Genomic DNA, 21,067 nt, shown 5'->3' with positions numbered 1-21,067 from the left:
ACTGGCGCAGCGCAGGGATTTAGGGCAGCGTTTCTGTCATACCGCCGGAGACCCGCATGGATTTCGAAACCGTTCCCGCAGATCAGTTCGGACGCAGCCTGTCCGGCCTCGGCGTGAACCTTCTGTCGCCGGACGTGCGCCGCCTTGCGGAATTCCTGTCGGTGACCTTCGGGCTCGAGGTGCATCGGCTGTCGGGCGATTTCGCCATCGTCCGGCATGGCGACAGCCTGTTCCAGCTTCATGCCGACGCGACCTTTGGCGCGCATCCGCTGCACGGTCTTCTGCCCGAGGCGGCGCCGCGCGGAACGGGCGCGCAGTTCTACCTGTTCGGAATCGACCCGGACGCGGCGGCGGCACGGGCCGAGACGGTCGGCGGAACCGTGGTCGAGCCGCCGCGCGACAAGCCCCACGGACTGCGCGAGGCGACGATCCTCAGCCCCGAAGGCTATGCCTTCAGCCCCGCGATCGCGCTGCCCTAGGCCATGGAGGGCGACGCGATCCGCGTGACCGTGGACCGGCTGGGCCACAAGGGCGACGGGATCGCGCCCGGGCCGGTCTTCGTCCCCATGTGCCTGCCCGGAGAGGTGGTCGAAGGCGTGGTCGTCGGCGATCAACTGTCCGCCCCGCGCATCCTGACGCCGTCGCCCGACCGGGTGCGTGCGCCCTGCGCGCAGTATCGCCGGTGCGGGGGCTGCGTGATCCAGCACGCCAGCGACCGGTTCGTCGCCGACTGGAAGACCGGGATCGTGCGCGCCGCGATGGAGGCGCGCGGCCTGCCGGCGCCGATCCGCCGTCTGCAGACCTCGCCGCCCTCGACGCGGCGGCGGGCGACGCTGTCGGGCCTGCGCACCAAGCCCGGCCCGCTTGTGGGATTTCACAGCCGCGCCAGCGATACCGTGGTCGCGATTCCCGACTGCCGGGTGCTTGATCCCGCGATCCTTGCCGCATTGCCCGCCTTCGAGGCGCTGACCGCGCTGGGCGCGTCGCGCAAGGGGCAGGTCCGGTTGAAGGTCCTTGCGTCGGACGCGGGCATCGACGTGGCCGTCGAAGAGGCCAAGCCGATCGACCCCGCGCTTTGGTCCGAACTGCTTGCCGTCGCCGAGGCGTACGACCTTGCCCGCGTGACCTGGAACGGCGAGGTTCTGGCCGAACGGCGTCCGCCCGCGATCCGCATCGGGCCGGCCACGGTCGTGCCGCCGCCCGGAGCCTTTCTTCAGGCCACCGCCGACGGTGAGGCGGCGCTTCGCGATTCGGTCGTCGAGGCGGTGGGCGATGCCCGGCGGATCGCGGACCTGTTCGCCGGTCTCGGCACCTTCGCGCTGCCGCTGGCGGCGCGGGCCGAGGTTCATGCCGTCGAGGGCGACGGCACGATGCTTTCGGCCCTTGACCGCGGCTGGCGGCACGCGCCCGGGCTGCACCGTGTAACGACTGAAACGCGCGACCTTTTCCGCCGCCCGCTTGAGCCGGCCGAGCTTGCCCGCTTCGACGCCGCGGTCCTTGACCCGCCGCGCGCGGGGGCCGAGGCGCAGGTCCGGCGGCTTGCCGCCGACGGACCGCCCCGCCTTGCGATGGTGTCGTGCAATCCGGTCACCTTCGCCCGCGACGCGCAAATCCTTGCAAACGATGGATATGCACTTGAATGGATCGACGTGATCGACCAGTTCCGTTGGAGCGCCCATGTCGAACTGGCCGCCGCCTTCGCGCGGCCTGTCCGAAGCCCGAAAAGGACCTGACCCCGATGACTTTCCGGACCCGCCTTCAGGCGTTCCTCGACCAAGCGGCCGTGCGGAACACCATTCTTGGCGTGATCCTGTTCAACGCCGTGCTTCTTGGCCTGGAGACCTCGCCGACGCTGATGGCGGAATGGGGGCCGTTGATACGCGCGCTCGACATGGCTTGCCTTGCGGTCTTCGTGATCGAGATCGCGCTCAAGCTGGTGGCCCATCGTCTGGCCTTCTTCCGGTCGGGCTGGAATGTCTTCGATTTCGTGATCGTCGGCGTCGCGCTAGTTCCCGGGGCCCAGACCCTCAGCGTGCTGCGGGCACTGCGGATCCTGCGGCTGTTGCGCGTCATCTCGGTCGCGCCACGGCTGCGCCGAGTGGTCGAAGGCTTCATCACCGCGCTGCCCGGCATGGGTTCGGTCTTTCTGCTGATGGCGCTGATCTTCTACATCGGCGCGGTGATGGCGACGAAGCTGTTCGCTGCCAGTTTCCCCGACTGGTTCGGCACGCTGGGCCGGTCGGCCTATTCTCTGTTCCAGATCATGACGCTGGAAAGCTGGTCGATGGGCATCGTCCGCCCGGTCATGGAGGTCTATCCCTACGCATGGGCTTTCTTCGTGCCCTTCATCATGGTCACGACCTTTGCGGTGGTGAACCTTCTTGTCGGTCTCATCGTCAACTCGATGCAGGACGCCCATGCCGAAGAGGCCAACACGGCCACCGATGCCTACCGCGACGAGGTCCTGTCCCGCCTGACCGCGATCGAGACCCGTCTGGATGCACAGAGCCGGCGCGAAGGATCCTAGATTCGTTTACTCAAACCTGCTTTTCTGCTTCCGAGAACTCGGGTATGATTTGGCCATAACCGAAAGTAATTCGGAACGGGCAGGCAGATGAAATTCTCTCTCGGCGCGATCATCCTCGCCGGCGTGCTGATCCTAGCGGGATGCGCGCCGAAGACCTACACCTACAACGGCCCCGAAGTGACGCGGATCATCGTCGCCAAGGAAAGCCGCAAGATGTACCTGATGCATCACGACACGCCGCTGCGCGTGTTCGACATCGACCTTGGCTTCCAGCCGCGCGGCCACAAGGAACGCGAAGGCGACGGGCGCACACCGGTCGGCCACTACTACATCGACCGCCGCAACCCCGAAAGCGCGTACCACCTGTCGCTGGGGATTTCCTATCCCAGCCCTGAGGATATGGCCCGCGCACAGTCCATGGGCGTCAGCCCCGGCGGCGACATCTTCATCCACGGTGAACCGAACGGGAAACGGGTGCGGTCGCGCGACTGGACGGCCGGCTGCATCGCCGTCAGCAACAAGGAGATGCGGGACATCTACGCGATGGTCCGCACCGGCACGCCGATCACGATTCTGGACTGAACAAACGAAGTTCGCCGGACGTCGAGGCTGAGGATCAGAAGGCCAGCGGTCCGGCGCCGCTTTGACCCGTGATCAGCGTCCACCAGATCTTGCCGCCTTCTTCCTGATACCAGGCGAAGCCCATGTCGCTTGCGCGGGGATCCATGATGACCCCGCGCGTCTCGGGGGTCGACATCCAGGCACTGAGCGTCTGCAGCTCGGTCTCGTAGGTCTCCGAGATGTTCTCGCCCAGGAAGCGGCCGTTGTAGCCGACACGCGACACCCGGTCGATGGGCGACGATCCGTCGGACCCGAAATGCCACGGCCGGTTCTGCACCGACATGTCGCGCGAATGGGTCGCGGCGGCCGCGTTCAGCTCGGCGTTCAGGCGAAGCGGCTGCGCGCCCTGCACCTGCCGCAGCGCGTTGACCGAGTCGAGCATCCGGAACGGGATCCGATTCTCCTCCCGTGCCGTGATCCGGTAGACCTGCGGCAGCGGCTGTCCGTCGGGACCGATGCGCGGGCCCTCGGGCGCAGCACAGGCCGACAGGAAAAGGGCGGCGGAAAGAAGGGCGACAACAGTCTTCATGGGGCCTCGATGGCAGAATTTTGCGAAGCATTACAGCCTTGCAGATGGCGGTTCAAATGGAACCGTTGCCACGATGCAATGCTGACACAGGCGTGAATTGCGAAATCTCGCCGAAGTGAATAGCATCGAAGGCTGACTGTTCGAGGGAATCGAGGGAAGGAAAGAGATGAGCGACGCGAAGACGACGTTGAGCCGGCGGGGCTTCATCGGTGCAGGTCTTGCCGTGGCTGCGGCGCCTGCCTTTGGGCAGGAGCTGCCGAATACCGTCGAGATGGAGCGGCAACTGTCCGGAACCGTCATGCGCAACGCCTCGAGCTTTCGCTCGCAGGACTGGCAACCCTATTTCGACAGCCTCACCAACGGCGCGATCCTTGTCGATATCTCGTCGCGCGCGCTGCACTACTGGTCGCCGGACGGGATGACCTACCGGCTTTATCCGACCTCCGTCCCGCTGAGCGAGGATCTTACGCGCCGGGGACGCACGCAGGTCACGCTGAAGGACCCCGAGCCCGACTGGCGGCCGACGCCGGCGATGCGGCAGCGCAACCCGGAATGGCCCGATTACGTTCCGCCGGGGCCGAACAATCCGCTGGGCACCCGCGCACTTCACCTGAGCTGGACCTATTACCGGATTCACGGCACCCACGATACGCGCAAGATCGGCCGGCGATCGTCGAACGGCTGCATCGGCCTTTACAACGAGCACATCGAAGAGCTTTACGAAATGGCGAAGGTCGGCACGCAGGTCCTGCTGATCTGACGTCCGGCCGACAGGACGACAAGACCGAAGGGCTGGATCAATCGATCCAGCCCTTCAGGTTTTCGTCGATCGCTTCCGCCAGCGCCGCGATATGCGCGTCGTCGTCGTTCAGGCAGGGGATATAGGTGAAGTCCTCGCCGCCCGCATGTTCGAAGCTTTCGCGGATCTCCTCGTTGATCTCTTCGAGCGTCTCGATGCAGTCGGCCGAGAACGCGGGCGCGATCACCGCGATTCGCTTCTTTCCGGCTTTCGCCAGCGCGGCGACTTCCTCGACCGTATAGGGTTTGAGCCACTCTTCAGGGCCGAAGCGCGACTGGAAGGTGGTGATGATCTTGTCGTCGCCCCAGCCCAGCCGCTCCTTCAGAAGCCGCGTCGTCTTCTGGCACTGGCAATGATAGGGGTCGCCCTCCATCAAATAGCGCTTCGGCACGCCGTGGTACGAACAGACCAGGATGTCGGGCTTCTGGTCCATCTTGCCATAGGCGCGCTCGACCGACTGCGCGAGCGCGTCGATATAGGATGGACGGTCGAAATAGGCCGGAACGGTGCGCACCGGGGGCTGCCATTTCAGGTCCAGAAGCGACCGGAAGAACTGGTCGTTCGCAGTGGCGGTGGTCGCCCCGGCATATTGCGGATAAAGCGGGAAGAACAGGATGCGGCGGCAGCCGGCCTCGGTCATCTCGCGCACCTTGGCCGGCGTCGAGGGATTGCCGTAACGCATGCAGAAGTCGACCATGACGTCGTCGCCGTGACGCGCTTTCATCGCGGCGGCGATCTTGGACGTCTGCGCCTTGGTGATCGTCATCAGCGGGCTTTCGCCGGCCTCTTCGTTCCAGATCGACTTGTAGGCGGCGCCCGACGAAAACGGCCGCTTGGACAGGATGATGAGTTGCAGCAGCGGCTGCCAGATCCAGGGGCTGTAGTCGATGACGCGACGGTCCGAGAGGAACTCGTTCAGATAGCGTCGCATCGACCAGTAGTCATAGCCGTCCGGCGTTCCAAGATTGGCCAGAAGCACGCCGGTCTTCGCCCGCTTCAGCGGCGGATGGTCCACCGGCAGGTGGGAGGCACGCGTGACAGTCTCGGTCTTCAAGGCGGCATCGTTCCGCTGAGCGTTCGCATCGAGCATCTTGCGCGGTCCATATCGGAATTGGAAGGTTTGGCGGTGAAATAACGGCTTTTGCCGAAAGGTCAAACTTTTGGCGCGTTCCCCGCGGGGTCCGCCGGATCCCCCGCCGGGTGTTCATCCACGCCCAGCGCATCGGCCAGCCGCGTCGCCGCCGACCCGGGACGCAGGGGCCTGGGCTGGCTGTCGGCCGGTGCCCAGCCGGTGAGAAACACGAATTCGAAGGTCGCGGGGATGCGTCCGTTGGGCAAGGCGAAGCGGTCCGCATAGATCCGCGCGGCGTCGGCAAACAGCGCGCGGGGCGCGATACCCCGACGCCGCGCGGCCAGCGCGTTGCCTTCGCCCATGGCGCGCAGGTCACGCATCAGGTGAAGCGCGTCGCGGTATTCGACCGTCAGGGCCAGACTGTCGGCCACCGGCAGGGCCAATCCGGCCCGCTGGATCAGCGCGCCCAGATCCCGGATCTCGCCCATCGGGGCGATGCGGGGTGACAGGCCCCCGGTCAGTCGCACCTCGGCCTCGGTCAGGGCGGTGCGCAGCTCCGACAGGGTTCGGCCGCCAAGGCAGGCGCCAAGGAACAGCCCGTCGGGCGTCAGCGCCCGCCGCGCCTGCACGATCTGGCCGACAGGATCGTTGGCCCAGTGCAGCGCCATGGCGTGAACGACAAGGTCGTGCGCCTCGGGCTGCAGGTCGAGCAGCTCGTCGTCCGCGATCGCCGCCGCCCAAGGCATCAGCTTCGAAAAGGGCTGCAGGAAGGGCGCCACCAGCGCAGATCGTGTAAACGACCTGTTAACCTCGGCAAGCCTTTCCTCAAGGAGAAGGGCAAGGTGCACGTGCAGGAACAGGTCCGGCCCGGTCAGGGCGGCCCGGGTTCGCTGCCGCCGAAGCGCCGCCCGATCGAACAGAAGATGAGGCCCGGCCATGTCTCGCACGATGTCCCGCGGGTTGCTTTCGGCGCTACCTAGGCGCTCTGCGGTGCTGATGAAAGGCGCGATCCGCCTTCTTTACCCCGACCAATGCGTCGGCTGTGGCGCGCTAGTCGAGGGCGCGCACGGTCTGTGCCCGGCGTGCTGGGCCGACACGCCCTTCATCAGGGGCCTGTGCTGCGATGCCTGCGGTCAGCCGCTTCTGGGGGATCGCGCCGATGGTACGGCGATCTGCGACGATTGCCTCGGGCTGCCCCGACCCTGGGCAAAGGGCCGCGCCGCCCTTCTTTACGACGGCAATGCCCGGCGCATCGTGCTGCGCCTCAAGCATGGCGACCGAACCGATCTTGCGCGCCCGGCGGCGCGCTGGCTGGCCGAGGCAGGGCGCGACATCCTGACGTCCGGCGTCGTCCTTGTGCCGGTTCCCGTGCACTGGACGCGCCTTTTTTCGCGCCGCTACAACCAGGCGGCCGAACTTGCACGCGCGCTTTCCGCGCTGACCAGCCTTCAGGCGACGCCCGATGCCCTTCGGCGGGTCCGCAAGACGCCCGTGCAGGATGGTCTTGGGGTCGAGGCCCGGTTCGCCAACACCGAGCTTGCGATTCGCGCCGCCCGGCCCCTGACCGGGCAGGATATCGTTCTTGTGGACGACGTGATGACTTCGGGGGCGACCCTCTCGGCCTGCGCGACTGCCTGCCTTGCCGCCGGCGCAACGCAGGTCTCGGTGCTGGTGCTGGCGCGCGTGGCAAAGACCCCCTAGATATGCGTCAACACGCATTTCCGGGGCCATGCCCATGCAAACCGTCGAGATCTATACCTCTCCGTCCTGCGGCTTCTGCCATGCCGCCAAGCGCCTTCTGACCCAGAAGGGCGTCGTCTTCACCGAATTCGACGTCTCGCGCGACCCGGCGCTGCGTCAGGCGATGATGCAACGCGCGAATGGGCGTTACACCGTGCCTCAGATCTTCGTCGGGGGCACCCATGTCGGCGGCTGCGACGATCTTTACGCGATGGAGAGGGCAGGCAAGCTGGACCCTCTGCTCGCCGCGGGCTGACGGATGCGGGCGGGTCTGGTTCAGCTGACATCGGGCGACGATCCGGCGGCGAACCTGCCGATGACCCGGGCGCTTGTCGCCGAGGCGGCCGCGAAAGGGGCGACCTTCGTTCTGACGCCCGAGGTCACAAACTGCGTTTCCTCCAGCCGTGACCGCCAGGCCGATGTGCTTCGGACCGAGGACAAGGATATCACCCTTGCCGGCCTGCGCGAACAGGCCGCGGCGCTGGACATCTGGCTTCTGGTCGGCTCGCTCGCGCTCAAACAGGACGGGGGCGACGGCCGCTTCGTCAACCGGTCGTTCCTGATCGCGCCCGACGGCGCGATCGCGGCGCGCTACGACAAGATCCATATGTTCGACGTGGATGTGACGCCCGAGGAGACTTATCGCGAAAGCGCGGGGTTCCGTCCGGGCGATCGCGCCGTCACCGCCGCAGTCGGTCCGTTCACCCTTGGCCTGTCGGTCTGCTATGACCTGCGTTTTCCCTACCTCTACCGCGGCCTTGCCCAGGCGGGTGCGACGGTGCTGAGCGTTCCGGCGGCGTTTTCGCCGGTGACCGGCGCCGCGCACTGGGAGGTGCTATTGCGTGCCCGCGCGATCGAGACGGGGTGCTATGTCCTGGCGCCAGCCCAGACCGGAACCCATCCCGCGACTGCCGGAAAACCGCGCAGAACCCATGGTCACAGCCTTGCCGTTGCGCCCTGGGGCGAGGTTCTGGCCGATGCCGGCACCGAACCGGGCGTGACGCTTGTTGAACTTGACCCCGCCGAAGTGGAACATGCGCGCAGACGCGTGCCGTCGCTGCGCCACGACCGAAAGTTTCACGGACCCCGATGACTGACCCGAACGAGCCCCTTGCCGTCGCGCTGTTCAGCGAACTCGTGATGGCCGACCAGCTTGTCCGGAACCGGCTGTCGCGCGCGCTGCCCAAGGGAATGGAACTCAGCCACTTCTCGGTGCTCAATCATCTTGCCCGTAGCGGCGGCGAAAAGACCCCGGCGCAGCTTGCCCGATCGTTCCATGTCACGCGGGGGGCGATGACGAATACGCTGGGCAAGCTGGCCTGGGCCGGACATGTCCATATCCGCCCCGACTGGGACGACGCGCGGCGCAAGTTCGTGTCCATCAGCCCTTCGGGCCGGGCGGCGCGCGACGCGGCGCTGGCCGCGATCACGCCGATCATCGCCGAATCGGTCGATGCGATCGGGGCTGACAAGGTGCGCGTGGCGCTTCCCGTCCTGCGCGAGATCCGCGCGCGCTTCGACGAAGACCTCAGGCCGACTTCACCGAAGCCGTGACGTAATTGCACGACAGGTCCCGGGCCGAAATCGACCAGGACCATGTGACCGGGTTGAAGACAAAGCCCTTGCGGTCGACAGGATCGAGGCCGGCCTTGCCGATCAGGTCGTAAAGTTCGTCGGGGGTGATGAACTTCTTCCACTCGTGCGTGCCCTTCGGCAGCCAGCGCATCACGTATTCCGCCCCCACGATCGCCATGATGAAGCTTTTCGGATTGCGGTTGAGGGTCGAGCAGATCATCAACCCGCCGGGCTTCAGAAGCTCCTGGCAGGCGGTCAGATAGACCTGCGGGTCGGACACGTGTTCGACGACTTCCATGTTCAGCACGACATCGAAGCGCTCGCCGGCCTCGGCCAGCGCCTCGGCCGAGGTGTGCCGGTAGTCGATCGTCAGCCCCGAGCGTTCGGCGTGCAGCCGCGCCACCGGAATGTTGCGCGCCGCTGCATCCGCGCCCACGACGTCGGCCCCAAGACGCGCCATCGGTTCGCTCAGAAGGCCGCCGCCGCACCCGATGTCGAGAAGGCGCAGCCCTTCGAACGGCCGCGCCGCGGAAAGATCACGATCGAATTCGGCAGCGATCTGCGATGTGATATAGTCCAGCCGGCATGGGTTCAGCATGTGGAGCGGTTTGAACTTGCCTTCGGGATTCCACCATTCGTCGGCCATGGCCTGGAACTTGTCGATCTCGGCGGGGTCGATCGTTGTTGCGGTCATCACGGTCTCGCGCTTAGGAATCTACACGCCGCCCCGTGGAACAAGGCGGCCCCGCGTTATATAGAGCGATCATGGACAAGGCAGCAGGCAAAACCACTGCGTCACATTTTCTCTACCCGCCGATCGAGCCCTTCGATCAGCGGATGCTCAGCGTCGGCGACGGCCACCGCGTCTATGTCGAGCAATGCGGAAACCCCGACGGGGTGCCGGTGATCGTCCTGCACGGGGGGCCCGGCGGCGGCTGCAGCCCGGCCATGCGTCGCTACTTTGACCCGTCGCATTACCGCATCGTCCTGTTCGATCAGCGCGGCTGCGGTCGTTCGCGCCCCCATGCCAGCGTCGAGGCCAACACCACCTGGCACCTTGTCCGCGACATCGAGCGTATCCGCCAGGACCTTGACGTCGACCGCTGGCTTGTCTTCGGCGGCAGCTGGGGCGCCACGCTGGCACTGGTCTATGCGCAGACCCATCCGTCGCGCGTCGCGCACCTTGTGCTGCGCGGCGTTTTCCTGATGACGCAGGCCGAGCTTGACTGGTTCTACGGCGGCGGGGCTGGGCAGTTCTGGCCCGACATGTGGGCGCGTTTTCTCGGCCCCATCCCCGAGGACGAGCGCGGCGACCTGCTGGCCGCCTATGCGCGCCGCCTGTTCTCGGGCGATCACGCGATCGAGACGCGCTTCGCACGCGCCTGGGCCAGCTGGGAGAACACCCTTGCCTCGATCGCCAACGACGGACCGGGCGGCGACAGCCCGTCGGAATACGCCCGTGCCTTCGCCCGTCTCGAGAACCACTATTTCGTCAACGGCGGCTTTCTTGAGGAAGACGGCTGGATCCTTTCGAACATGGAGCGCATCCGCCACATCCCCGGCACCATCGTGCAGGGCCGCTACGACATGATCTGTCCGCCGTCGGGCGCCTACCGGCTGCACGAGGCGTGGCCCGGATCGCGCCTGGTCCTTGTGCCGCGCGCCGGGCACGCCTTGTCCGAGCCCGGCATCTCGGCCGAGCTTGTCCGCACCACCGATCGCCTGCGGAACGTGATCTGAGGGCGGGACGATGAACGCGCTCAACCGACGCAGGCTTCTGACCTCGGGCGCGGCTGCGGCGATCTTCGCCGCGTCGGGTCTGGGCGCCTCGGCTGCGCCGGTCCGGGGCGGGCATCTGCGTCTTGGCCTGTCGGGCGCCCATCCAAGCGACGGCTTCTCGGCAATGCGGCCCTTTGGTCCCTTCATGAAGGTGGCGGGCGCGGGTCTTCTGTTCGAGACGCTGACCGAGGTCACGGCAGACGGCACCCTGCGGGGCGAGCTTGCCAGCCAGTGGGAAAGCCGCGACGGCGCCCATGCCTGGGACATCCAGCTGCGTCGCGGCGTCAGCTTCCACGACGGCCAACCCTTCACCGCCGACGATGCCGTGGCAAGCCTGCGGCGTCACCTTCGCTCCGGGCCGGCCACCCCGGGTGGGCGCCTCCTGACGGAGGTCACTGCCATTCGCCGCCTGTCCGTGGACCGGATCCGCATCGAACTGGCCTCGGCCCGCGTCGATTTCCCCTTCCTGCTGTCGGACCCGCACCTGGTCATGCATCCCGCGCGCAACGCGCAGGCGGCCCTTCGGGCAGGACTCGGCACGGGCTTGTATCGACTTCAAAGCTTTGCACCCGGCCGTCGCCTTCTGGCGGAACGGGTCTCGGGCCACTGGAAGGATGGCGACGCCGGCTGGTTCGACAGTGTCGAGCTTCTGGCCCTGCCGTCCCGACAGGAGCGGATCGAGGCGCTGCTGCACGGCCGGGTCGACCTGATCGACGACCTCGATCCCGAGGCGGCAGAAGTCCTTCGCCGGATGCCGCGCTTCGAAGTCGCCACCGTGCGCGGCAACGGCCAGATCGTCGCGCGCGCGCCGCGCGGCCTGTCCGCGGGCGACGCCTTCGCGCTGAGACAGGCCCTTGTGCACGGCCTCCCGCGCGGTCTCATGGCCGACCGTCTGCTTGCCGGCCATGGCGCCCCTGGATGGGACACCCCGGTCGGGCCCGTCAACATCCACGCCGAGGCGCGACCCGACCTCTGGGACCCCGACCGCGCCCGCCGCCTTCTGGAAGATGCCGGGCTCTCGGGCCTGCCGCTGGCGCTCGGACGGCGCGCGGCCGGCGACGACGTCCTGGCCGAGGCCGTCTCACGCGCGGGGTTCGAAATCGCCACCGCGCCGGAAGCCGTGACCTTTCATCCCGCCTCTGGGCGGCCGACGGAAGACTGGGCCTTCTCCACGGGCCCCGCGCCCGATCTGCCCTGGGTGGCGGGGGAGAAGACCCGCACCCAGTTCGACGCGCTGCTTCGACGGGGCCGGGCCATCTCCTCTTCGGCGGCGCGGGCCGACGTCTTCGCCGACCTGCAACGCCTCGTTGCGGCACTGGGCACCGTTGCGGTCCCGTTGCACGCCGATTTCCTCTTCGCCGGAACGTCGCGTCTTGCCCATGGTCCGATCATCGGCCGCACCGCGACCCTTGACGACGGTCGTGTGGCGGAGCGCTGGTGGTTCGCCTGACACGCGGGATTCCGCCGACTCTCCAAGAAATGTCTTAACGTCGCCAGCCACCTGCCCAATTGTGGCCCAAAACCTGCGGATACTCCGACCCTCGGGGAATGTCTGCTTAGGATCTGGGGATGAGAGCATCAATCATAGTCGCCATGGCCGTCCTGGCCCTGTCGATCGCCACGACCGCCGCCGAAGCCTGCAGCCGGAAGATCCCGGCCAAGGCCGAAGGGACGGTGGTCCCTGCCGAACGGATCGACCAGAACCTGCTCGACGCCGCCGTCCGGGCCGAAGTCAACTTCCACCGCTGCCGTGCGGGCCTGCCGGCGCTGTCCGATGCCGGAAACGGCCTTGCCAGCGTCGCCAAGGGCCACAGCGTCTGGATGGCCTCGACCCAGACGCTCAGCCATCGCAGCACGGTTCCGGGCAAGGCGTCCTTGTCGCAGCGGGTCAAGGCCTCGGGCGTGAAGTTCCGCACCGGCGCCGAGAACATCGGGATGGTGCACCGCTACCAGATCGACAACATGCGCTTCCGCATCGTCAACTCGAGCGCCTGCCAGTTCGCCACCCATGATGGCCGCCCGCTTCCCGCGCACAGCTATGCCAGCCTCGCGCGCCACGTGGTCGACCTGTGGATGAACTCGCCCGGGCACCGCAAGAACATTCTCGACCGCAATGTCACGCGCATCAGCACCGCTGTCGCCTTCGACCCGAAGGCCCAGTACTGCGGCCGCTTCTGGTTGACGCAGAATTTCGTCGGCTGACGGTCGGGAAGGGGCGGCAAGTCCGTTTCTTCTTGGCCCAAATATCCCGGGGGTCCGGGGGCGGCGCCCCCGGCCCGTTCCTTTCCTCTTGCGATTCCCGGACCACCCGCCTATATGGCCTTCAACAGCGGCGTCTTGGCTTCCACCCCCAAGGCTCCACCGGAAACTTTCCACGGGCCGCGCGCCCGTTTTTTTGTGTCTGAATCCATGTCCGACCTGATCGCAAAAGCCAGCATCGACCGGCGCCTCGCCGAGATCGTGACCCCGGTCATCGAAGGCCTGGGGTTCGAGCTTGTGCGCATTCGTCTGATGGGCGGAAAGACCAAGACGCTGCAGATCATGGCCGAACGCCCCGACGGTGGGATCGAGGTCGACGACTGCGCAAGGATTTCTACTGCGGTCAGCGCGACGCTCGATGTCGAGGACCCGCTGGAAGACGCCTATACGCTCGAGGTGTCCTCGCCCGGAATCGACCGGCCGTTGACCCGGCTCAAGGATTTCGACACCTGGTCGGGGCACGAGGCGCGGATCGAGACGACCGAACTCATCGACGGCCGCCGCCGCTTCAAGGGGATCCTTCAGGGCGTCGAGGGCGACGAGGTTCTGATCGGCATCGAGGAGCAGGGCGAAGAGGTCACGATCGGCCTGAAGTTCGACTGGCTGAGCGACGCCAAGCTTGTCCTGACCGACGACCTCATCCGCGAGATGCTGCGCCAGAGAAAGGCTGCGGGCATCGTGGACGAAAGCCAATTCGACGAGATAGAGACCGACACGTCCCAAGAGGAGGACTGAGACATGGCGATTACCTCCGCCAACCAGCTTGAGCTTCTGCAGACGGCCGAGGCCGTCGCGCGCGAGAAGATGATCGATCCCGGCCTCGTCATCGAGGCGATGGAGGAAAGCCTCGCCCGTGCGGCCAAGTCCCGCTACGGCTCGGAAATGGACATCCGCGTCAAGATCGACCGCAAGACCGGGAAGGCCACTTTCACCCGGGTCCGCACGGTGATCGGCCCCGAGGACGAGCTTGAGAACTATCAGGCCCAGCTGACGGTTGAGCAGGCGAAGCAGTACCTCGAGGATCCCAAGCCCGGCGACACCATCGTGGACGAGGTTCCGCCCGTCGACATGGGCCGGATCGCGGCACAGTCGGCCAAGCAGGTCATCCTGCAGAAGGTCCGCGAGGCCGAGCGCGACCGCCAGTACGAAGAGTTCAAGGACCGCGTCGGCACCATCATCAACGGGCAGGTCAAGCGCGAGGAATATGGCAACGTCATCGTCGACGTGGGCACGGGCGAGGCCATCCTGCGCCGGAACGAAAAGATCGGGCGTGAAAGCTATCGCCCGAACGACCGCATCCGTTGCTACATCAAGGACGTCCGTCGCGAGGCGCGCGGCCCGCAGATCTTCCTGTCGCGCACCGCGCCCGAGTTCATGGCCGAACTCTTCAAGATGGAAGTTCCCGAGATCTACGACGGCATCATCGAGATCAAGGCCGTGGCCCGGGACCCGGGCAGCCGCGCCAAGATCGCGGTGATCAGCTACGACAGCTCGATCGATCCGGTCGGCGCCTGCGTCGGCATGCGCGGCAGCCGCGTTCAGGCCGTGGTGAACGAGCTTCAGGGCGAAAAGATCGACATCATCCCCTGGAACGAGGACCAGCCGACCTTCCTTGTGAACGCGCTCCAACCCGCCGAAGTGACCAAGGTCGTCCTTGACGAAGAAGCCGGCAAGATCGAGGTCGTCGTTCCCGAAGAGCAGCTGTCGCTTGCCATCGGCCGGCGCGGTCAGAACGTGCGTCTGGCCAGCCAGCTGACCGGGCTCGACATCGACATCATGACCGAGGAAGAGGAAAGCCGCCGCCGTCAGGCCGAGTTCGAAGAGCGCACCCGGCTTTTCATGGACACGCTCGACCTTGACGAGTTCTTCGCCCAGCTCCTTGTGTCGGAAGGCTTTACCAACCTCGAAGAGGTCGCCTATGTCGACATCGACGAGCTTCTGGTGATCGACGGCGTGGACGAAAGCACCGCGAACGAGCTTCAGGCCCGCGCCCGCGACCACATCGACGAGATGAACCGCAAGGCGCTTGAACGCGCGACCGAGCTTGGCGTCGAACAGAGCCTGATTGATTTCGAAGGGCTGACACCCCAGATGCTGGAAGTGCTGGCCGAGGATGGCGTGAAGACGCTGGAAGACTTCGCCACCTGCGCCGACTGGGAACTTGCCGGCGGCTGGACCACGGTGAACGGCGAGCGCGTGAAGGACGATGGCCTGCTCGAGAAGTTCGACGTCTCGCTGGAAGAAGCGCAGCATATGATCATGACGGCGCGCGTCCAGCTTGGCTGGGTCGACCCCGACGAGCTGGCCAGCGAAGAGGAAGTCGAGGAAGAGGAGGCCGGGGCCTGACTTTCGGCCCCGGGAGGCACCCGTGACGCGGGGCGGGCGCGAAAAGGACCGGACGACGACCGAACGGCGGTGCATCGTCACCGGCGAGGTCGGCGGAACCGCTGGATTGATCCGGTTCGTCGTCGGCCCGGAGGGCGTGGTCGTCCCGGATGTCGCGGGCAAGCTGCCCGGGCGCGGCATCTGGGTCACGGCCCGGCGCGAGGCGCTGGCCACGGCCGTGAAGAAGAACCTCTTCTCGCGCGCCGCGCGCCAGCAGGTCACGCTGCCGCCGACGCTGGTTGAGGATGTCGAACGCCGGCTTCTGGCGCAGCTCTCCGAGCGGCTGTCGCTGGCACGCAAGGCCGGGCTGGCGGTGGCGGGGCGCGAGAAGGTGCTGGACTGGCTGGTGAAGGGGGACGCGGTCCTTCTTCTTCAGGCGTCTGACGGGTCCGCGCGCGAGAAATCGCGGCTGCGCCCGCCGCCCGGAGAGGGCACCCATTTCGAGGTCCTGACCGCCTCAGAATTGGGTTTGTCCTTCGGGCGGGAACATGTGATACATGCGGCGCTTGCCGCGGGCGGACTCACCGATCTTGTTCGGGAGGACGCGTTGCGGCTTTCGGGCGTTCGCGAATTGGACGGCGGTATACCCGCCGGAAAGGTAAGACAGACCAAATGAGCGATAGTGACGGCAAGAAGACACTCGGCCTTCTCAGCGGCGGCCGTTCCGGACAGGTGAAGCAAAGCTTCAGCCACGGCCGGACGAAGAACGTCGTGGTGGAGACCAAGCGCAAGCGGGTGGTCGTGCCGAAACCCGGAGCCCAGAAATCCGCGACCGGAACCGCCGGCGCGGCGATGGGAGATCCGTCCAAGAGGCCCGCAGGCATTTCTGACGCCGAACTTGAACGGCGGATGAAGGCGCTTGCCGCCGCAAAGGCCCGCGAGTCCGAGGATGAGGAACGCCGCGCCGCCGAAGAGCAGGCGCGCGCCGAAGAACGCGAACGCCGCCGCAGCGAAGCCGAACAGAAGGAACGCGAAGAGCGCGAGCGCGAAGAGCGCGCCCGCCAGAAGGCCGAGGAAGAGGAACGAAAGCGGCAGGAGGAAGCCGACGAGGCAGCCCGTGCCGCCGCGCCCGCCCCGGTCGAGGCGGAGAAGGCCCCCGCTGCCGACCGTTCCGCCCCCCGCGGTGCGGCCCCCGCGCCCAGCCCGCGCAAGGTCGACCGCGAACGCGACGACCGGCGCGAGGTCAAGGGCAAGCCGACCCGCGGCGACGACGATGTTCGCCGGGCCGGGAAACTTACCCTGAACCAGGCGCTTGCCGGGGGCGAGGGCGGCCGCCAACGATCGCTTGCCGCGATGAAGCGCAAGCAGGAGCGCGCCCGCCAGAAGGCGATGGGCGGGCTTCAGGACCGCGAGAAGGTCGTGCGCGAGGTTCAACTTCCCGAGGCCATCATGGTGTCGGAGCTTGCCAACCGCATGGCCGAACGTGTTGCCGACGTGGTCAAGGCCCTGATGCAGAGCGGCATCATGGCCACCCAGAACCAGACCATCGACGCCGACACCGCCGAACTCATCATCGAGGAATTCGGCCACAAGGTCGTGCGCGTGTCGGACGCCGACGTGGAGCAGGTCATCGACTCGGTCGACGACAAGCCGGATGATCTTCGGCCGCGTCCTCCGGTCGTCACGATCATGGGGCACGTCGACCACGGCAAGACGTCGCTTCTTGATGCGATCCGGAAGACCAAGGTCGTCGCCGGCGAAGCAGGCGGGATCACCCAGCATATCGGCGCCTACCAGGTGACGACCGACAGCGGCGCCACGCTGACCTTCCTCGATACCCCTGGCCACGCCGCGTTCACGTCGATGCGCGCGCGGGGCGCGCAGGTGACCGACATCGTCGTGCTGGTCGTTGCCGCCGACGACGCGGTGATGCCGCAGACGGTCGAGGCGATCAACCACGCCAAGGCGGCGAAGGTCCCGATGATCGTGGCGATCAACAAGATCGACAAGCCGTCGGCCAACCCGCAGAAGGTGCGCACCGACCTTCTTCAGCACGAAGTCGTGGTCGAGGAGTTTTCGGGCGACGTCCAGGATGTCGAAGTGTCGGCCCTGTCGGGACTTGGCCTTGACGACCTCCTGGAGGCCATCGCGCTTCAGGCCGAAGTGCTTGAACTGAAAGCCAACCCCGATCGCGCCGCCATGGGCGCGGTGATCGAGGCCCAGCTTGACGTCGGCCGGGGCCCGGTCGCCACCGTGCTTGTCCAAAACGGCACGCTGCGCCAGGGCGATATCTTCGTCGTCGGCGAGAAGTGGGGCAAGGTTCGCGCACTGGTGAACGACAAGGGCGAGCGGGTGGAAGCCGCCGGCCCGTCCGAGCCGGTCGAGGTGCTTGGCCTGAACGGCACGCCAGAGGCCGGCGACGTTCTGAACGTGGTCGAAACCGAAGCCCAGGCGCGCGAGATCGCTGCCTATCGCGAGCAGCTTGCCAAGGACAAGCGCGCGGCGGCCGGTGCGGCGACGACGCTGGAACAGCTCATGGCCCGCGCCAAGGACGACAAGAACATCTCGGAGCTTCCGATCGTCGTGAAGGCCGACGTGCAGGGTTCGGCCGAGGCGATCGTCCAGGCGATGGAGAAGATCGGCAACGAGGAGGTGCGCGTGCGCGTGCTGCACTCGGGCGTCGGCGCCATCACCGAAACCGACGTGGGTCTTGCCGAAGCCTCGGGCGCCCCGGTCATCGGCTTCAACGTGCGCGCCAATGCGCCGGCGCGGAACGCCGCGAACCAGAAGGGTGTCGAGATCCGCTATTACAGCGTGATCTACGATCTTGTGGACGACGTGAAGGCGGCTGCCTCGGGGCTTCTCAAGGCCGAGGTGCGCGAGAACTTCATCGGCTATGCGAAGATCCTCGAAGTCTTCAAGGTCTCGAACGTCGGCAAGGTCGCGGGCTGTCTTGTGACCGAGGGCGTCGCCCGGCGGTCGGCCGGCGTCCGGCTTCTACGCGACAACGTGGTGATCCACGAAGGCACGCTGAAGACGCTCAAGCGCTTCAAGGACGAAGTGCCCGAGGTCCAGTCGGGCCAGGAATGCGGCATGGCCTTCGAGAACTACGACGACATCCGCCCGAACGACGTGATCGAGATCTTCGAACGCGAGGAAGTCGAACGGTCGCTCGGCTGATCCGAGAAGCGAGCATTTCCAGAGCGGGCGGTCCCAAGGGGCCGCCCGTTTCCGTTCAGGCCACCTGGCTTTGGTGACGAATCCTCTGGCACCACAGATGGGTCAGGGCGATCAGCAGCACCCAGACTGCCAGGCGCAGCGGGTTGCCGATCAGCGCGATCGGCGCAAGGGCGGCGCCGAAACCCACGGCGATCAGATCGCCCATGTCAAACCCGTCGCGCAGAAGGCTGGGCAGAAGGCCGACCGCGCTTCCCAGAAGCCCCGCGACGGTCGAGGCGACGATCCCGCCAACGGCCGCCAGAAGCCAGCCTCCCACGCCCCGCTTTCCGAACAGCCCCGACAGAAGCGCCCCGGCCACCGCTCCGCCAACCGCCATGGCTGCGGCATATTGTGTGATGAGTTTCCAGGGCAGGCTCGCGGTGGCCTCCTGCGGCACGAGGCCCACATCCTCGACCAGAAGGACGGTGAATATCAGCACCCCGACAAGCGCCATCATCAGGGCGCTGACCCGCCGCACGGACGCACGGGTGAAGGATTTTGGACTGTCAGCCATGATGAACCTGATCCCCCGGGCGCGCGCTCTGCGCGCCGTCAGAATGCCGGATTGCGCGCCCGCAGGAAACCCGGACTGTCGGCCCTTCAGGGCGTTGCCGAACCGTCGACGTGCATCCGCCAGCTGTGCTCGGGCCGGAAGCCGAGCATGCGCTTGGCCTTCGCGTTGGAATAGAAGCCCTCGGGCAGATCCGGGGTCGTGACCGGAACCCCGCGATAGAACCGCTCGACAAGGCCGGCCGAGGTAAGGTCGACCGAATGATCGTCGTTCGCCACGTTGAAGACCTGATACCCAAGCCCGTCGGTGGCAAGGCAGCGGTCGACCATCTGGCCAAGATCGCGCGCGTCGATATAGGCGAAGATGTTGCGCCGCCGAAGCGCCGGGTCGGCGATGTAGGCCGGGAAGTCCCGCGCATATTCGTGCGGCTCGATCACGTTGTTGATCCGAAGCCCGTAGATGTCCGCACCCGAGCGGCGCTGGAAGCTTCGCGCCGTCACCTCGTTCACGACCTTCGACATGGCATAGCTGTCCTCGGGGACGGTCGGATGCTCTTCGTCGATGGGCAGATACTCGGGCCTGCGTTCGCCGTCCGCGAAACAGACGCCATAGGTCGTCTCGGACGAGGCGAAGACGATCTTGCGCACCCCCGCCTTCAGGGCGGCGTCGATCACGTTATAGGTGCCCAGCACATTCACGCGGTAGCATTCGTTGTCGGTCTTCAGCAGGATGCGCGGCACCGCGGCGAAATGCACGACCGCGTCGAAGCGCGGAACCCCGGTGCCGGGGTCAAGCTCGTCGAAGCCGGCGTAACTTTGCATCACGTCGAACATCTGGCCCGCTTCGGTGATGTCGGCGATGCGGTTGTCGACGCCGGCGTGGTCAAGCGGATGCAGATCGACGTTCAGCACGCGATGTCCGCGATTGATCAGATAGGGCACCACATGCCGCCCGGCCTTGCCGGTGCCGCCGGTGAAAAGAACCCTCATGCCGTTTCTCCCTTCGCAAGCTTCATTCGGCGGGCGCGGTCTGCCGCAGCCAGCGAACCGACGACCAGAGCGACAGACCGATCACCGCAGCGCCGAATAGGCCGGTGATGACCTCGGGCACATGGACCAGCGCCTGCGTGTACATGATCACTGACAGGGCGAGGATCGCGTAGAAGGCGCCGTGTTCAAGGTAACGATACCGCGCCAGCGTGCCCTTTTCGACCAGCATGATGGTCATCGACCGCACGTACATCGCGCCGATGCCAAGGCCGATCGCGATGATGAACAGGTTCTGGCTGAGAGCGAAGGCGCCGATGACCCCGTCGAACGAGAAGGACGCGTCCAGCACCTCGAGATAGAGGAAGGCGCCGACGCCGCCCTTCGCGGCGCCGCTCAGCGCCTCTTCGCTGCGGTCGAGCAGGCCGCCCAGCACCTCGACCAGCAGAAAGGTCAGCAGCCCCCAGATCGCGGCGTTGACGAAAAGGATCGTTTCGGCCGGTTCGAGAAGGCGCGAGAAGACGAGGATCAGCACCAGAACGATCGCCACCTCGATCCCGCGGATCGTGGCATAGTCGGCCATGCGGTGTTCAAGCCAGCGCACCCAGTGCACGTCCTTCTCGTGATCGAAGAAGAACGACAGCCCCACCATCATCAGGAAGGTGCCGCCGAAGGCCGCGATGGGCAGGTGCGCATCGTGCATGATGCGCGCATATTCCCCGGGCTGCGCGGCGGCGAGGATCAGCGCCTGCCACGGCCCGATCTTCGCCGCGACGACGACGATGATCAGCGGAAAAAGGATGCGCATTCCGAACACCGCGATCAGGATGCCCCAGGTCAGGAACCGCCTTTGCCACTCGGGCTTCATCGTCTTCAACTTGTTGGCGTTGACGATCGCGTTGTCGAAAGACAGCGAGATCTCGAGCACGGCAAGAACCGCGACGACCAGAAAAATGCTGGCGGTCCCGGCAAGCGTGCCGGTCATCTGCCAGCCAAGGACGACGCCAAGTCCAAGGCCCGCCGCCGTCACGATGAAGGCCCAGCGGAAGTAGTCGAACATGCTGCGCGGGGTGGTCACGGCCGGGCCCGCCACGCCTTGAGGGACCCCGAAAGGCCGAAGATGAT

At 66.3% G+C, this 21,067-nt stretch carries 23 protein-coding genes; 16 read left to right on the top strand and 7 right to left on the bottom strand.

The annotated features are described in order from the left end of the window. Positions 1-56 precede the first annotated feature (56 nt). The 4 genes from ACRDNQ_RS07910 (at position 57) to ACRDNQ_RS07895 (ending at position 3,109) form a co-directional block, all read left to right on the top strand. Positions 57-479 (top strand): VOC family protein, encoded by a 423-nt coding sequence (locus ACRDNQ_RS07910; protein ID WP_431828111.1) that lies wholly within the window; start codon positions 57-59, stop codon positions 477-479. Between the two features lie 3 nt (positions 480-482). Continuing rightward, on the top strand, positions 483-1,733 hold the full coding sequence (locus ACRDNQ_RS07905) for a class I SAM-dependent RNA methyltransferase (protein ID WP_431828110.1): 1,251 nt from the start codon (positions 483-485) through the stop codon (positions 1,731-1,733). 5 nt (positions 1,734-1,738) lie between these two features. Further along, a complete protein-coding gene (locus ACRDNQ_RS07900; RefSeq protein WP_431828109.1) occupies positions 1,739-2,527 on the top strand; it encodes an ion transporter in 789 nt (262 codons plus the stop codon). Positions 2,528-2,614: 87 nt separating this feature from the next. Next, positions 2,615-3,109, top strand: a complete 495-nt coding sequence (locus tag ACRDNQ_RS07895) for a L,D-transpeptidase family protein (protein ID WP_431828108.1) — start codon at positions 2,615-2,617, stop codon at positions 3,107-3,109. A gap of 34 nt (positions 3,110-3,143) precedes the next feature. On the opposite strand, the gene dalA is transcribed toward ACRDNQ_RS07895, so the two are convergent. Beyond that, positions 3,144-3,677, bottom strand: coding sequence for a divisome-associated lipoprotein DalA (gene dalA / locus ACRDNQ_RS07890; RefSeq protein WP_431828107.1), 534 nt, complete (start codon positions 3,675-3,677; stop codon positions 3,144-3,146). Positions 3,678-3,843: 166 nt separating this feature from the next. Here dalA and ACRDNQ_RS07885 point away from each other — a divergent pair, with 166 nt between their 5' ends. After that, positions 3,844-4,437, top strand: coding sequence for a L,D-transpeptidase (locus ACRDNQ_RS07885; RefSeq protein WP_431828106.1), 594 nt, complete (start codon positions 3,844-3,846; stop codon positions 4,435-4,437). A 37-nt stretch (positions 4,438-4,474) separates the two neighbouring features. Here the strand turns inward: ACRDNQ_RS07885 and hemH are convergent, their stop codons facing one another. Both hemH and ACRDNQ_RS07875 read right to left on the bottom strand, forming a co-directional pair. Next, complete coding sequence (hemH, locus tag ACRDNQ_RS07880) at positions 4,475-5,566, bottom strand: ferrochelatase (protein ID WP_431828105.1); 1,092 nt, start codon at positions 5,564-5,566, stop codon at positions 4,475-4,477. 62 nt (positions 5,567-5,628) lie between these two features. Then, positions 5,629-6,486, bottom strand: a complete 858-nt coding sequence (locus ACRDNQ_RS07875; RefSeq protein WP_431828104.1) for a methyltransferase domain-containing protein — start codon at positions 6,484-6,486, stop codon at positions 5,629-5,631. 58 nt (positions 6,487-6,544) lie between these two features. Between ACRDNQ_RS07875 and ACRDNQ_RS07870 the strand changes: the two genes are divergently transcribed. The 4 genes from ACRDNQ_RS07870 to ACRDNQ_RS07855 are packed head-to-tail and all read left to right on the top strand — an operon-like array spanning position 6,545 to position 8,842. After that, the gene (locus ACRDNQ_RS07870) at positions 6,545-7,249 is read left to right on the top strand and encodes a double zinc ribbon domain-containing protein (RefSeq protein ID WP_431828103.1); all 705 of its coding nucleotides are present in this window, start codon (positions 6,545-6,547) and stop codon (positions 7,247-7,249) included. Between the two features lie 34 nt (positions 7,250-7,283). Next, positions 7,284-7,544 carry a glutaredoxin 3 gene (grxC, locus tag ACRDNQ_RS07865; protein ID WP_431829088.1) on the top strand — a complete coding sequence of 87 codons (261 nt, stop codon included), beginning with the start codon at positions 7,284-7,286 and terminating at the stop codon, positions 7,542-7,544. 3 nt (positions 7,545-7,547) lie between these two features. After that, a complete protein-coding gene (locus ACRDNQ_RS07860; RefSeq protein ID WP_431828102.1) occupies positions 7,548-8,381 on the top strand; it encodes a carbon-nitrogen hydrolase family protein in 834 nt (277 codons plus the stop codon). Continuing rightward, entirely contained in the window at positions 8,378-8,842 is a 465-nt protein-coding gene (locus ACRDNQ_RS07855) for a MarR family winged helix-turn-helix transcriptional regulator (protein WP_431828101.1), read from the top strand. The genes ACRDNQ_RS07860 and ACRDNQ_RS07855 overlap by 4 nt, the downstream gene beginning before the upstream one ends. On the opposite strand, the gene ubiG is transcribed toward ACRDNQ_RS07855, so the two are convergent. Beyond that, positions 8,817-9,557, bottom strand: a complete 741-nt coding sequence (ubiG, locus tag ACRDNQ_RS07850) for a bifunctional 2-polyprenyl-6-hydroxyphenol methylase/3-demethylubiquinol 3-O-methyltransferase UbiG (protein ID WP_431828100.1) — start codon at positions 9,555-9,557, stop codon at positions 8,817-8,819. The two genes, ACRDNQ_RS07855 and ubiG, sit on opposite strands and share 26 nt — an antisense overlap. A gap of 71 nt (positions 9,558-9,628) precedes the next feature. Between ubiG and pip the strand changes: the two genes are divergently transcribed. The 7 genes from pip to infB all read left to right on the top strand — a co-directional run bounded on the left by pip (position 9,629) and on the right by infB (position 18,406). Continuing rightward, complete coding sequence (gene pip, locus ACRDNQ_RS07845) at positions 9,629-10,603, top strand: prolyl aminopeptidase (RefSeq protein WP_431828099.1); 975 nt, start codon at positions 9,629-9,631, stop codon at positions 10,601-10,603. Positions 10,604-10,613: 10 nt separating this feature from the next. After that, positions 10,614-12,092 carry an ABC transporter substrate-binding protein gene (locus tag ACRDNQ_RS07840; protein WP_431828098.1) on the top strand — a complete coding sequence of 493 codons (1,479 nt, stop codon included), beginning with the start codon at positions 10,614-10,616 and terminating at the stop codon, positions 12,090-12,092. Positions 12,093-12,211: 119 nt separating this feature from the next. Then, the gene (locus ACRDNQ_RS07835) at positions 12,212-12,844 is read left to right on the top strand and encodes a CAP domain-containing protein (RefSeq protein WP_431828097.1); all 633 of its coding nucleotides are present in this window, start codon (positions 12,212-12,214) and stop codon (positions 12,842-12,844) included. Positions 12,845-13,051: 207 nt separating this feature from the next. Next, positions 13,052-13,636, top strand: coding sequence for a ribosome maturation factor RimP (gene rimP / locus ACRDNQ_RS07830; protein WP_431828096.1), 585 nt, complete (start codon positions 13,052-13,054; stop codon positions 13,634-13,636). A 3-nt stretch (positions 13,637-13,639) separates the two neighbouring features. Further along, on the top strand, positions 13,640-15,247 hold the full coding sequence (gene nusA, locus ACRDNQ_RS07825) for a transcription termination factor NusA (RefSeq protein WP_431828095.1): 1,608 nt from the start codon (positions 13,640-13,642) through the stop codon (positions 15,245-15,247). A gap of 22 nt (positions 15,248-15,269) precedes the next feature. Beyond that, positions 15,270-15,902 carry an RNA-binding protein gene (locus ACRDNQ_RS07820; protein ID WP_431828094.1) on the top strand — a complete coding sequence of 211 codons (633 nt, stop codon included), beginning with the start codon at positions 15,270-15,272 and terminating at the stop codon, positions 15,900-15,902. After that, the gene (gene infB, locus ACRDNQ_RS07815) at positions 15,899-18,406 is read left to right on the top strand and encodes a translation initiation factor IF-2 (protein WP_431828093.1); all 2,508 of its coding nucleotides are present in this window, start codon (positions 15,899-15,901) and stop codon (positions 18,404-18,406) included. Before ACRDNQ_RS07820 ends, infB begins: the two co-directional genes overlap by 4 nt. Before the next feature lie 55 nt (positions 18,407-18,461). Here the strand turns inward: infB and ACRDNQ_RS07810 are convergent, their stop codons facing one another. The 3 genes from ACRDNQ_RS07810 to ACRDNQ_RS07800 form a co-directional block, all read right to left on the bottom strand. Then, positions 18,462-18,959, bottom strand: coding sequence for a hypothetical protein (locus ACRDNQ_RS07810; protein WP_431828092.1), 498 nt, complete (start codon positions 18,957-18,959; stop codon positions 18,462-18,464). 86 nt (positions 18,960-19,045) lie between these two features. Next, positions 19,046-19,945 carry an NAD-dependent epimerase/dehydratase family protein gene (locus ACRDNQ_RS07805; protein ID WP_431828091.1) on the bottom strand — a complete coding sequence of 300 codons (900 nt, stop codon included), beginning with the start codon at positions 19,943-19,945 and terminating at the stop codon, positions 19,046-19,048. Between the two features lie 22 nt (positions 19,946-19,967). Beyond that, complete coding sequence (locus ACRDNQ_RS07800; RefSeq protein WP_431828090.1) at positions 19,968-21,020, bottom strand: DUF475 domain-containing protein; 1,053 nt, start codon at positions 21,018-21,020, stop codon at positions 19,968-19,970. Positions 21,021-21,067 lie beyond the last annotated feature (47 nt).

The organism is Saliniferula longa (assembly GCF_050789285.1).
Lineage (GTDB): Bacteria > Pseudomonadota > Alphaproteobacteria > Rhodobacterales > Rhodobacteraceae > CAVPWP01.
Note: the sequence above shows the minus strand (reverse complement) of the source record. Positions and strands in the feature narration are given on the sequence as shown.